We start from the raw sequence: 12,734 nt of genomic DNA on the forward strand, positions 1-12,734 counted from the left end.
AAGGGACAGGCGCGGGGACAGGCGTCAAAGCCACCGGCTAGAGTGTCATTCGTTCCACACCGCAGGTTCGAAAAGACTTCAGATGCAGGAGATAACACCCGTGAGCAAGCCCGTCGTCCTCATTGCCGACAAACTGGCACCTTCCACCGTAGAAGCGCTCGGAGACGCCGTGGAGGTGCGCTGGGTCGACGGCCCGAACACCCCGGAGCTCCTCGCCGCGGTTCCCGAGGCAGATGCCCTGCTGGTCCGTTCCGCCACGACCGTGACCCGTGAGGTCCTGGACGCCGCACCGAACCTGAAGATCGTCGGCCGCGCCGGCGTCGGCCTGGACAACGTCGACATCGACGCCGCCACCGAGCGTGGTGTCATGGTGGTCAACGCCCCGACCTCCAACATCCACTCCGCCTGCGAGCACGCCATCGCCCTGCTCATGGCCACTGTCCGGCAGATCCCGGCCGCCGACTCCACCCTCCGGGACGGCGAGTGGAAGCGCTCCGCCTTCAAGGGTGTCGAGCTGTTCGGCAAGACCATCGGTGTCGTCGGCTTCGGCCACATCGGCCAGCTGTTCGCCCAGCGTCTGGCCGCCTTCGAGACGGAGATCATCGCGTACGACCCCTACGCCAACCCGGCCCGCGCCGCCCAGCTCGGCGTCGAGCTCGTCGACCTGGAGGAGTTGGTCTCCCGCGCCGACATCATCACCATCCACCTGCCCAAGACGAAGGAGACGGCCGGCATGTTCAACGCCGAGCTGCTCGCCAAGTCGAAGAAGGGCCAGATCATCATCAACGCGGCCCGCGGTGGCCTCGTCGACGAGCAGGCCCTGGCCGACGCCATCAGGTCCGGTCACATCTGGGGTGCTGGTTTCGACGTCTACGCCACCGAGCCCTGCACCGACTCCCCGCTGTTCGGCCTTCCCGAGGTCGTGGTGACCCCGCACCTGGGTGCGTCCACCGCCGAGGCCCAGGACCGTGCCGGCACCGACGTCGCCGCCTCCGTGCTCAAGGCCCTGGCCGGCGAGTTCGTCCCGGACGCCGTCAACGTCTCCGGTGGCCGCGTCGGCGAGGAGGTCGCCCTGTGGCTGGAGCTGACCCGCAAGCTCGGCCTGCTGGCCGGTCGCCTGCTCGACTCCGCCCCGGTTGCCCTCGAGGTCGAGGTCCGCGGCGAGCTATCCACCGAGGATGACCTGTCCGTGCTCGGGCTGTCCGCCGTCCGTGGCCTGTTCTCCGGCATCACCGACGAGCCGGTCACCTTCGTCAACGCCCCGTCCATCGCCGAGACCCGTGGCCTGGACTACAAGGTGGACACCGCCACCGAGTCCACCGCCCACCGCTCCGCCGTCGAGGTCAAGGCCATCGCCGCGGACGGCTCCACCGCCAGCGTGGTCGGCGCCCTCACCGGCCTGGACCGCGTGGAGAAGTTCGTGCGTATCGACGACCGCGGCCTGGACATGCGCGCCGAGGGCCGCAACCTCTTCCTGCAGTACACCGACGCCCCGGGTGCCCTGGGCAAGGTCGGCTCCCTGCTCGGCGACGCCGGCATCAACATCGAGTCCGCTGCGCTGACCCAGGCCGCCAAGGGCGACGGCGCCACCCTCATCCTGCGCGTCGACGCTGAGGTGCCGGAGGAGCTCGAGGAGGCCATCGCGGAGGCCCTGGGTGCCACCGCGATCCAGCTCAACCTGGACTAGTCACCCGGTTTCATCCGCGCGTCAGAAGGCGACCACCGTGAGAGGTGGTCGCCTTTCGTCGTAGCGGGGTAGCGGGTTATCGGAGGATTTTCATTCAGCCACCACGCACCACAAACACGCAGGCAGACCACTCCGTCTAATTCTGCCCGCATAGAAATAGACCGATCAGTATGGGAAACCCTCCGTGGGGCGTGTTTAATGGGTCGGGTTGCATCAACTGACTGACACCCCGCTACGCCCAAGGAGAACCGCCATGTCTGACCTCACCCCGAACCACCAGCCCGGCGAGCCGCTGGAGCCCATCGACGGCGAGAAGCTCGCCGCTCTGGCGGAGAAGAACATCAACAACCCGGAGGGCGGCCGCAAGACCATCCGCACCCACACCGAGGCGGACGGCCTGTTCCGCAATTACACCCAGATCCGGAACCTTGAGCCGGTCCTGGTCTCCGAGCCGCCGCAGCTGCTCGGCGACGACTCCGCACCGAACCCGACCGAGGTCGCCCAGTCCGCCCTCGCGGCCTGCATCTCCGTGGGTATCCAGGCGATCGCCACTCACCGGGGTGTGACCCTGACCAAGATCGCCATCGACATCGAGTCGGACATCGACATCTCCCCGACCTGGGGTGTGGGTGACCTCAACGACGACAAGCGCCCGGGTGTCTCCGACGTCCGGGTGAAGATCGACCTCGAGGGTGACGCCGACCGCGAGACCCTCGACCAGATCCAGAAGGACGCCATCCAATGGTCCCCGGTGGTCAACACCTACACCCGTCCGGCCAACCTCACCTCCGAGCTGGTCTAGATGAGTGCCCCGACCACCCCGACCCTGGAATCCCTGACCGGGGGCCGTCTCATCCTCGATGAGCCGGTCCTGGCGACCATCGCCGAGCGTGCCAAGGCGGTGGACAAGAACGAGATCCCCGCGCGCTACGGCATCGAGCTGCTCGGCGAGCAGGATCTGATCACTCGCGACAGCCTCCTGGACACCGCACGCCAGATCCGGGAGATCGCCCGCATCGACCTCTCGGTCGCCTTCGGCCTGTGGGCGCACACCATGGTCATCAGCTACCTGGAGACGGCCGGTACCGCGTACGCCGACCAGCTGCTGCCGACCCTGCGCTCGGGTCGGCGCCCCGGCGTCACCGGCATGGCCCCCGCCTTCAAGGAGGCCGCCGGCGCCGGGTCCATCGACCTTACCGCGCGTGAGGTCGACGGCGGGGTGGTCATCGACGGCAAGCTGGCGTGGGCCTCCAACCTGGCTGATGACGCCGTCATCGTCACCGCCGCCCGTACCGGGGCGGGGGAGCGGCTGCTGGTGGTCATCGACGGCGACGCCGAGGGCGTCACCTTGGGCACTCCCTTCGCGCTGCTCGGCCTCAACGCCACTTCCTCGGCCTCCATCACCCTTGACGGGGTCACGGTGCCGGACGCGCAGATCCTCTCCCGTGACTTAGACGGCTTCATCGCCGCGGTCCGCCCCGGGTTCGTCATCATGCAGACCTCCGAGTGCCTCGGCGTGGCCGAGGCCGCCATCGAGGCCGCCGGCCAGCGCCTGAAGGGCCTCAACGAGGTCCTCGCCGACGACGTCGCCGCGGTCCGCGAGCGGATCGCCGAGCTGATCGCCACCCAGGAGGATCTCGCCCGGCGTATCGACGCCGGCGAGCAGGTGACCAAGGTGTCGCTGCTGGAGCTGCGGCTCGGAGCGGCCGAGGCCGCTGTGGATGCCGCGGGCCTGGAGGTGCGGGTCGCCGGCGGTGCCGGCTACGCGCAGAGCTCCCCGGCGTCCCGCCGTTTCCGCGAGGCCGCCTTCATTCCCGTGCAGTCACCGTCAGAGACCCAGCTCAAATGGGAGCTGCAGCAGGCACGCAAGCAGGAGGGCTGAGATGACCCCGGCTGGCGTGACCGTCAGCGGTGACCGACTCCGGGCGGTCGTGGGGACGTTCCCGTCCGGGGTCACCATCGTCACCACCGTCGCCGAGACGGGGGAGGACGTCGGGTTGACCGTCAGCGCCTTCTCCTCGCTGTCGCTGGATCCGGCGATGGTGGTCCTCAGCGTGGACAACACCTCGCAGTCCCTGCCGTACCTCACCGTCGGCGGCCCGATCGGGGTGTCCGTCCTCTCCGAGGGACAGGGCGGGGTGGCCTACCAGTTCTCCCGCCGCGGCATCGACCGTTTCGAGGGAGTGGGGATCCACCGGCGGACCCACGGCGTGGCCACCATTGACGGCGCCGCGGCCTGGTTCGCCGGCACGATCGCCGGGGCTTTTCCCGGCGGGGACCACACGATCCTCACCGTCCTCGTCGAGGACTGCGGCACGCTAGAGGAGGCCCGCCCGCTGCTGTATCAGCGCGGACAGGTCCACGACTGGGTGATCTGAGGCCCGGTCAGCGGTCCTGGGGGACCTGGTCGACCAGGTCGTCGTCCTCCGGCACCTCACCTTCAGGCCGCGGGGGAATCGCCCGGACCTGGTCGCGGCTCAGTCCCGGACCGAAGACGCGGGGTGGGAGGGTGACCTCCCGGCCCAGCCGGAGGGACTCCTCGATGGCGGCGAAGACGCGGACATCGGCCAGACCCTCCTCGCCGTCCGGCTCGGGCGAGGCCCCGTCCCGGATGCAGTCGAGGAAGTAGCGGGTCTCGCCCGCGAACTGGTCCACCGACTCCGCTTCGTGGTAGCGGCTTCCCTCATCGGTGGTCAGGGTGTAGTTGCGCGGCGGGGTGGGGGCGAAGCTGTAGCAGGAGTCCGAGGTCACGGTGCCGGCCGAGCCGACCAGGCCGAACCAGTCCAGGTCCGCGGCGGCGTAGCTGAGGGTGTACTGGGCCACCCGGTCCCCGGGGAAGCGCAGCGTGACGGCGACGGAGTCGTGGAAGTTGAAACCGCGGTCATCGCTGACGACGCCGGTCGCGTGCACCGACACCGGCTCCGCGCCGAACAGATGCCGGACCAGGTTGAGCGGGTACGCGCCGAAGTCGGGGACCGGCCCGCCCCAGAATCCGCTGTGGCCCCGGTGGTTGGCCTCCTCGATGTCGTGGGTGAACACCGAGGTGAAGGTCCGCGGCTGCCCCACGGCACCGCGCCGGACCAGCTCCACCAGGTCGACCATGTAGGCGTCCTGGTGCATCCGGTAGGCCACCATGAGGGTGGCGCCACTGCGTTGCGACGCCGCGATCATCGCCGCGCAGTCCTCCTCCGAGGTCGCCATGGGCTTCTCCAGTAGGACGTGGATGCCGGCCTCGAGGGCCGGTTCCGCGAATTCCCGGTGACGGAAGACCGGGGTGGCGACATAGATCGCGTCGACTTCGCCGCTGGCGAGGAGCTGGTCGAAGTCGTCGTAGTCGTAGATGCGGACGTCGTCGTCGAAAGCCGCCTCCTTCTCGTCGGAGCCGGTGACCGCAGCCACGAGCCGGGCGTCGGGCAGGCTGCGCAGGGCGGGGAGAAACGCCTGCTGGGTGATCTGGCCGACGCCGACCACGGCGAAGCGGACGGGGTTGCTGGACGGGGTGTCAGATGCGGGAGAATTCATGTGTCCCACGGTACGCCCGGGTCTTCCGGGCCTGCTAGACTCGGCCAAAAGTCCATCTGGTGAGAAAGGCATCCCACAGAATGAAACTGGCAGTGATTGGCGGAGACGGCATCGGCCCGGAGGTCACCGACGAGGCCCTCAAGGTCCTGCGCGCCGTGCGCGATGACATCGAGACCACCGACTACGACCTGGGTGCCCGCCGCTACCTCCGCAACGGCGAACTGCTCACCGACGACGACCTCGCCTCCCTGCGCGAGCACGACGCCATCCTCCTCGGCGCCATCGGCGCCCCGGGTTCCGTCCCGCCGGGTGTGCTCGAGCGCGGCCTGCTGCTGACGATGCGTTTCGCCCTCGACCACCATGTCAACCTGCGTCCCTCCAAGCTCTATGACGGTGTGGAGTCCCCGCTGAAGAACCCCGGCGAGATCGACTTCGTCGTCGTCCGTGAGGGCACCGAGGGTGCCTACACCGGCAACGGCGGCGCCATCCGCGTGGGCACCCCGCAGGAGGTGGCCAACGAGACCTCCGTCAACACCCGTTACGGTGCCGAGCGTGTCGTCCGCTATGCTTTCGAGCTGGCCATGACCCGCCGCAAGCACCTCACTCTCGTGCACAAGACCAACGTGCTCGTCCACGGCGGCGGCATGTGGCAGCGCGCGGTCGACGAGGTCGCCACCGAGTACCCGGAGGTCACCGTCGAGTACTCGCACATCGACGCCGCCACCATCTACCTCATCACCGACCCCTCGCGTTTTGACGTCATCGTCACCGACAACCTCTTCGGCGACATCCTCACCGACGAGGCCGGTGCCGTGTCCGGCGGTATCGGCCTGGCCGCCTCCGGCAACATCGACGCCACCGGCACCAACCCGTCCATGTTCGAGCCCGTCCACGGTTCCGCCCCGGACATCGAGGGCCAGGGGATCGCCGACCCCACCGCCGCCATCCTCTCCGCCGCCATGCTGCTGCGTCACCTCGGGGACGAGGACAACGCCGCGCGGATCGAGCAGGCGGTCGCCGACGACGTCGCAAAGCGCAGCGGTGAGATCCGCACCACCGACGTGGGTGACCGGATCGTCGCGGCGCTGCAGTAACGTGTGCGTATAACCCGGCACGAATGAAACGCACGAGACAGTAAGGACACTGATGATCCCGATGAGGCGACTGGTAGCTGCCCTGGCCGCGACGACGACACTGACCCTGGTGGCCGGGTGTTCGACCTCCCCCGACGGCGACGGCACCTCCGCCAACGGTTCCCAGGACGACGGCGGCGACCGCCTGGAGCTCGCCTCCTCCGAGGTCATCGCCGACGCCGACGGCACGGGCATCGAGACCTCCCAGCGGATCTTCGAGGAGTCCGAGGCCGTCGTCGTCGCCGCCGACACCCCGGCAGATCAGGAACGGGCGGCGAACATCGCCGTCGCCGCCGGCGCCCCGATGCTCACCGTCACCGGGCCCGACGCCACCGCCATCGACGAGGAGATCGACCGCCTCGGTGCCGACACCGTGGTCACCGTCGGCGACACCGGCACCGTCGCCGAGGGCAGCGAGACCATCGACGGCACCGCCCCGGCGGGCGAGGACGCCACAGCTGAGGAGACGACCGGCGAGGCGCCGGCAGAGGAGGCCGCACCGGAGGCCCCGGTTGACGGGGCGGCTCCCGCGGTCGACGTCGCCGCCATCGCCGCGCTCGACGCCGAGTCCGCCGAGGGCCTCGACGAGCTCGACCACGCGGAGCACCCGCTGGCGATGCCGACGATGTTCGTCACCGACCAGACCTCCCCGGCCAGCGTCGCCACCGCCCGTGCCGCGGGTGCGGACGTCCAGCACCTCGCCGTCGCCGATCCGCGCCTGACCACCGAATCCATGCAGGCCGTCACCGACGGTGAGGTCCTCGCCCTCGGCGAGGCGTTCGGTGACCAGGAACGCTTCGACAAGGTCATCGACCTGGCCGACAACGGCGAACTGCCCGGCGGCGGCGGACTGCTCTTCCCGGGTCGACGCATGATCGCCTACTACGGCCACCCCTCCGGCGGTGCCCTCGGTGTCATGGGCGAGCAGCCCCCGGCCGAGGCCGTCGAGCGGGTCAAGGCACACATCGAGAACTACCAGCCGCTCGAGGAGCAGCCGGTCATCCCGGCCTTCGAGATCATCGTCACCGTCGCCTCGGAGTTCCCGGGTGAGGACGGCAAGTTCACCAACATCGGTGATCCGGCCGAGTTCGTCCCCTACATCGACGCGATCACCGAGGCCGGCGGCTACGCCTTCCTCGACCTGCAGCCGGGCCAGGCGTCCTTCCTCGAGCAGGCCCAGGTCTACGAGGAGCTGCTCAAGCGCCCCAACGTCGGCCTGGCACTGGACCCGGAGTGGAACCTCCAGCCCGGTGAGCAGCCGCTGCAGCGCGTCGGCCACGCCGAAGCCGCGGAGATCAACGAGGTCGCCGACTGGCTCGCCGCCCTCGTCCGCGACAATGACCTGCCGCAGAAGGGCCTGATCGTCCACCAGTTCCAGATGCAGATGCTGCGTGACCGGGAGCAGATCAACACCTCGCATCCGGAGCTGTCCTTCATCCTCCACGCCGACGGACACGGTGTGCCCGGCCAGAAGCTGGAGACCTGGAACGCCGTGCGTGAGGGCCTGAGCCCGGACTGGCACATGGCGTGGAAGAACTTCATCGACGAGGACAACCCCACCTTCACCCCCGAGCAGACCTACGACGTCGAACCGCGACCCTGGTTCGTCTCCTACCAGTAGAGACGTCCCGGTAGCGTCTTCTCCACCGCGCCGTGCCCGTGCCGCCACGCTATCGTGGCGACATGAGCACGGCGTACTCGTCGAACGACCCCACGCCCGGCACCGGCGGCGGGCACTCCCTGGATCCGGGGCTGACGCGACGTTACTGGTTGACTCTCTTCGGCGCGGCCGTCATCGCCCTGGCCGTGGGCGGGGTTCTCCTGGCCGCCGGGGTCGTGCCTCCGGAACGCACGGAGATGGTGGTGCACTACTACCTCATCACCTGGGTGTTGTTCTGCATCGTCTTCCTCTACGCCAGCCTGCGGCACTGGGAGACGGTGGACATCCCGGCGCTCCCCGGCCGACAGTCCGGGGCGCAACTGGCGGGCCTGGCTCTCCGGGATCGGCAGCCCGGAGTCCTGGTCGCTGCAGTCCGGTGTGTTCTCGGCGATCATCGTCATCGCCGCGTCCCGTCTCACCGGGTTCCAGGACCATTTGTGGTTGCCGGTCCTCGGGCTGTTCACCGTCGCCGGGTCCTGGGGGTTGATGGTGGTGGCCTACGCCGAGGAGTACCTGCGCCTGCATCTGCAGGGCGAGGATATGGACCTGCCCGGGGACGAGGGGGCGGTGGAGTTCGGCGACCTGCTGAGCATCTCCGTGGCGGTGTCCACGATGGTGGGCACCCGCACCACGTCCCGCCGGGTGCGCACCGCCGTGCGCTCGCACACGCTCGTGGCCTTCGCCTTCAACACCGTCATCGTCGCCATGACGGTGAGTCTGCTGTTCACCTGATCCACTGCGGAGCGGAAAGCACCCCCTGAGCAGGTCAGCCCCACTACGCTGAAGCCATGACGGTCGAACTAGACGAGGTCCGTGGATTCATCGCCGACCTGGAGCCTTTCACCCGCCTGCCCGAGTCCGAGCTGGACGTCCTGCCGGCCCAGATGAGCATGCAGTACGTCCGCCGCGGCGAGGACATCATCCTGCTCGGACAACCCAACGACTTCCTCTACCTCATCCGCTCCGGCGCCGTGGACGTGCTCGGTGAGGACGGCCTGCTGCTGGACCGACGTGACGCGGGGCGCAGCTTCGGCTACTCCACGCTGGTGGGGGAGAACTCCTCCCGGTACACCATGACCGCGGTCGAGGACTCGCTGCTGCTCACCCTCCCGCGCGCGGACTTCCTCGCGCTGGTGGAGCGCAACCCGGACATCGAGCGTTTCTACTTCTCCCAGTCCCGCCGTATCCGCGCCGCCGCGGATGAACTGCGCGAGGACGCCTCCTCGGAGGTGCTGCGCACCCAGCTGGCGGACTTCAAGATCAACGATCCGGCCTCGATCGGCCCGGAGGCCACCATCCGGCAGGCGGCCCAGCTGATGGAGGAACGCAAGGTCTCCTCTCTGCTCATCACCACCGACGGTGAGCTGGCCGGCATCGTCACCGACCGGGACCTGCGTGGCCGGGTCGTGGCGCAGGGGCTGGACATCTCACTGCCGGTCACCGACATCATGACCGCCAACCCGCGGACCGTCACGTCTGACACCCTGGCCTTCGAGGCGATGCTGCTCATGGCGGAGATGCGGATCCACCACCTGCCCATCGTCGACGGGGGACAGCTCACCGGCATCGTCACCACCGCCGACGTCATGCGCCTGCTCCGGCATGACCCGATCTACCTCACCGCCGATCTCTCGCGGCGCACGTCCCCGGAGGAGCTGAAGGACGCCTACTCGGAGGCCTCCGAGGTCGCCGCCCGGTTCATCGAGCGCGGTGCGAGTGCGGAGGAGACGGCCGGGATGATGACCATCGCCGGTGACTCCCTGGCCCGCCGTCTGCTCACCCTCGGCGAGGAGAAGTTCGGCGCCCCGCCGGTGCCCTACGCCTTCGTCGTCGTCGGCTCGCAGGGCCGCCGGGAGATGGGCCTGGCCTCCGACCAGGACAACGCCCTGGTCCTGTCGGACGACTACGTCGATGCCGAGCACGGTGAGTACTTCGCGCAGCTGTCCGAGTTCGTGTGCCGGGGGCTGGACACCGCCGGTCAGGTGCTGTGTCCGGGTGACATGATGGCCATGAATCCGCAGTGGCGGATGACGCAGTCGCAGTGGGTGGACACCTTCCACACCTGGGTCACCGCGCCCGATCCAGACGCGCTGCTGCACGCCCAGACCTTCTTCGACTTCCGCCCCATCCACGGCGACATCGAGCTGGGGGAGTCCGTCCACACGTCCGCCGTCGGCATGGCACGGGGCGCCCGTCGCATGCACGCCCACCTGGCGTCGCTGGCCGCCCGCCGCGAACCGCCGCTCGGATTCTTCCGTGGTCTGGTGGTCGACCGCTCCGGTGAGTACGCCAACACCCTCAACGTGAAGAAGGGCGGCACCGCCGGCATCGTCCAGATGGCGCGACTGTTCTCCCTCAACGCCGGCGTCACCGCCGTGGGTACCCGTCGTCGCCTCACCGACGCCGCCGCCGAGGGCGCCGTCTCCGAGAAGGGTGCCCTCGACCTGCTCGACGCCTTCGAGTACCTGCGCACCATCACCCTGCGGCACCAGGCCCAGCAGGTGCGGGAGAAGATCGTCCCCGACTACAACATCGACCCCAACCAGCTGTCCAAGATGGACCGCGAGCACCTGCGCGACAGCTTCCAGATCATCAAGAACATGCAGAACGCCCTGGCCACCAAGTACCCGGTGAGGAGCATCTGATGTGGCCGTTCCGCCAGGACCCGGCCAGGAAGGCCACCGGCCCGCTCCAGGAGTTCTACCTCGTCGACCCGCCCCACGAGCGGACCCCGATCGACGAGCTGTCCCTGCTCGCCGTCGACGTGGAGACCACCGGGCTGAAGCCGGACAAGCATGACCTGGTCTCCATCGGCTGGGTACCGGTCAACGGCCGCTCGATCGACCTGTCCGGCGCCGGGTACGTGGTGCTGCGTGGCACCGAGGGTTTCTCGGTCGGGTCGTCGGCCACGATCCATCACCTGACCGACGACGAGATCGCCGCCGGAGTGCCGGCGGAGGAGGCCCTCGCGCAGTTCCTCCGGGCTCTGGAGGGCCGGGCCCTGCTCGCGCACTTCGCCGCGATGGAGACCGGGTTTCTCTCCGCGGGAATGCGTCGCCATTTCGGTGCCCCGCTGGAGGTGCCGGTGGTGGACACGTTCGGCATCGAACGCCGTCACATGGAACGCATGGGCACCTATCCCCGGGGTGAGGACCTGCGACTGGCCCGGGTCCGGCACCGCTACGGGCTGCCCGCCTACGGCAACCACAACGCCCTGACCGATGCGCTCGCCTGTGCCGAGATCTACCTCGCCCACCGGGCGCTGCTGCCGGGGACGGTGTTGAAGGATCTCATCGAGTGACCGGTCCCGCCCGGTAGTAGGGTGTCAGCCATGCGCTTTGGAAGAATTGCCCACCCGGATGGAATGTGTTTCGCCGTCATCGACGGAACCGATGAGAATGCCCTTGTTGCCAAGGAGGTGGAGGGGACCCCGTTCACGGAGCCGAACTACACCGGCCGTGAGTGGCCGCTGGCGGATGTGAAGCTGCTCGCCCCGATGCTGCCGAGCAAGGTCGTGGCCATCGGCCGCAACTACGCCGACCACGTCGCCGAGGTGTTCAAGGAGTCCGCTGAGCACCTGCCGCCGACGCTGTTCCTCAAGCCGCCGACAGCCGTCGTCGGCCCGGAGGCACCGATCCGGATCCCGGAGTTTGCCACCAAGGTCGAGTTCGAGGGTGAGCTGGCCGTCGTCGTGGGCAAGCCCTGCAAGAATGTCAAGGCTGCAGACTGGAAGTCTGTGGTCCTCGGCTACACCATCGTCAACGACGTCTCCTCCCGTGACCTGCAGTTCGCCGACGGCCAGTGGGCGCGTGCCAAGGGCATCGACACCTTCTGCCCGCTCGGTCCCTGGATCGAGACGGACATCGAGTCCATCGACATCGACGAGCTGCCCATCCAGGCCCGCCTCACCCACGACGGGGAGACCAGCCTCAAGCAGGACTCCAACTCGAACCAGATGATCATGAAGATGGGCGAGATCATCGAATTCATCACCGCCTCCATGACCCTGCTGCCGGGCGATGTCATCTGCACCGGTTCCCCGGCGGGCACCGAGGCCATGGTGCCGGGCGACTACATCGAGATCGAGATCCCCGGTATTGGCAAGCTCGGCAACCCGATCGCCCGCGCGTAGCCATGCATGACCACGGCCGGCCCGAACCGGATGATGTCGAGCGCTTCTACGCCGACGGCCCCCGCTGGTCCGGCCTGCCCAATGAGGCTCTGGTCCATGAGGCCGGCCGCCTGACCCCGGGCCGCGCCCTGGACATCGGGTGCGGCGAGGGCGCGGACGCCGTGTGGCTCGCCGAGCAGGGCTGGGAGGTCACCGCCATTGATCCCGTCGCCGCGGCCCTGGAGCGTGCCCGCACGCTTGCCGACGCCCACGGGGTCACCCACCGCATCACCTTCCGGCAACAGGACCTCACCGGATTCCTGGACTCGGCTCTCGGCACCTTCGACCTGGTGGCCGGCAGCTACGTCCCCCTTCCGGAGGACAGGGACCTGGCCACCGGCATCTGCCGACTCGTCGGGCCCGGCGGGGCACTGGTGTGGATCCACCATCTCTTCGACATCCGCGAGGAACGCATGATCCTCGACCCCGGATACCTCGAGCCCTTCGCCGTGGCGGAGTTCGGCGGGTCGATGACCTATCCCGCCGAGCGTAACGTCACCTCCGGGGCAGGGGCCCACCACCACATGGATGTCGTCCTGCGGGCCACCCGCTTCTGAGCGG

General features: G+C 68.7%; 12 protein-coding genes. 11 read left to right on the top strand and 1 reads right to left on the bottom strand.

What is annotated here, in order from left to right; genetic code table 11:
- The first annotated feature begins 82 nt into the window (after positions 1-82).
- The 4 genes from serA (at position 83) to QP029_RS10115 (ending at position 4,065) form a co-directional block, all read left to right on the top strand.
- A complete protein-coding gene (gene serA / locus QP029_RS10100; protein ID WP_432418676.1) occupies positions 83-1,687 on the top strand; it encodes a phosphoglycerate dehydrogenase in 1,605 nt (534 codons plus the stop codon).
- Between the two features lie 253 nt (positions 1,688-1,940).
- Complete coding sequence (locus tag QP029_RS10105; protein ID WP_284874185.1) at positions 1,941-2,489, top strand: OsmC family protein; 549 nt, start codon at positions 1,941-1,943, stop codon at positions 2,487-2,489.
- Positions 2,490-3,569 carry an acyl-CoA dehydrogenase family protein gene (locus QP029_RS10110; protein ID WP_284874186.1) on the top strand — a complete coding sequence of 360 codons (1,080 nt, stop codon included), beginning with the start codon at positions 2,490-2,492 and terminating at the stop codon, positions 3,567-3,569. It begins immediately after the preceding gene.
- A 1-nt stretch (position 3,570) separates the two neighbouring features.
- Entirely contained in the window at positions 3,571-4,065 is a 495-nt protein-coding gene (locus QP029_RS10115; RefSeq protein ID WP_284874187.1) for a flavin reductase family protein, read from the top strand.
- A gap of 7 nt (positions 4,066-4,072) precedes the next feature.
- Here QP029_RS10115 and QP029_RS10120 read toward each other — a convergent pair whose 3' ends face one another.
- Positions 4,073-5,209, bottom strand: coding sequence for a Gfo/Idh/MocA family protein (locus tag QP029_RS10120; protein WP_284874188.1), 1,137 nt, complete (start codon positions 5,207-5,209; stop codon positions 4,073-4,075).
- Between the two features lie 80 nt (positions 5,210-5,289).
- Here QP029_RS10120 and QP029_RS10125 point away from each other — a divergent pair, with 80 nt between their 5' ends.
- From QP029_RS10125 to QP029_RS10155, 7 genes are all read left to right on the top strand, one after another.
- The gene (locus QP029_RS10125; protein WP_284874189.1) at positions 5,290-6,303 is read left to right on the top strand and encodes a 3-isopropylmalate dehydrogenase; all 1,014 of its coding nucleotides are present in this window, start codon (positions 5,290-5,292) and stop codon (positions 6,301-6,303) included.
- 61 nt (positions 6,304-6,364) lie between these two features.
- Positions 6,365-7,963, top strand: coding sequence for a cell wall-binding repeat-containing protein (locus QP029_RS10130; RefSeq protein ID WP_284874190.1), 1,599 nt, complete (start codon positions 6,365-6,367; stop codon positions 7,961-7,963).
- A 417-nt stretch (positions 7,964-8,380) separates the two neighbouring features.
- Entirely contained in the window at positions 8,381-8,734 is a 354-nt protein-coding gene (locus QP029_RS10135) for a DUF1345 domain-containing protein (RefSeq protein WP_284874191.1), read from the top strand.
- A gap of 56 nt (positions 8,735-8,790) precedes the next feature.
- Entirely contained in the window at positions 8,791-10,647 is a 1,857-nt protein-coding gene (locus QP029_RS10140; protein ID WP_284874192.1) for a DUF294 nucleotidyltransferase-like domain-containing protein, read from the top strand.
- Positions 10,647-11,303: an exonuclease domain-containing protein gene (locus tag QP029_RS10145; protein WP_284874193.1), complete on the top strand. Its 657-nt coding sequence runs from the start codon at positions 10,647-10,649 to the stop codon at positions 11,301-11,303. Before QP029_RS10140 ends, QP029_RS10145 begins: the two co-directional genes overlap by 1 nt.
- Positions 11,304-11,333: 30 nt before the next feature.
- Complete coding sequence (locus QP029_RS10150) at positions 11,334-12,134, top strand: fumarylacetoacetate hydrolase family protein (RefSeq protein ID WP_284874194.1); 801 nt, start codon at positions 11,334-11,336, stop codon at positions 12,132-12,134.
- Positions 12,135-12,136: 2 nt separating this feature from the next.
- Positions 12,137-12,730, top strand: coding sequence for a class I SAM-dependent methyltransferase (locus tag QP029_RS10155; RefSeq protein ID WP_284874195.1), 594 nt, complete (start codon positions 12,137-12,139; stop codon positions 12,728-12,730).
- Positions 12,731-12,734: the final 4 nt, after the last annotated feature.

The sequence above is a fragment of the Corynebacterium suedekumii genome, from assembly GCF_030252185.1.
Lineage (GTDB): Bacteria > Actinomycetota > Actinomycetes > Mycobacteriales > Mycobacteriaceae > Corynebacterium > Corynebacterium suedekumii.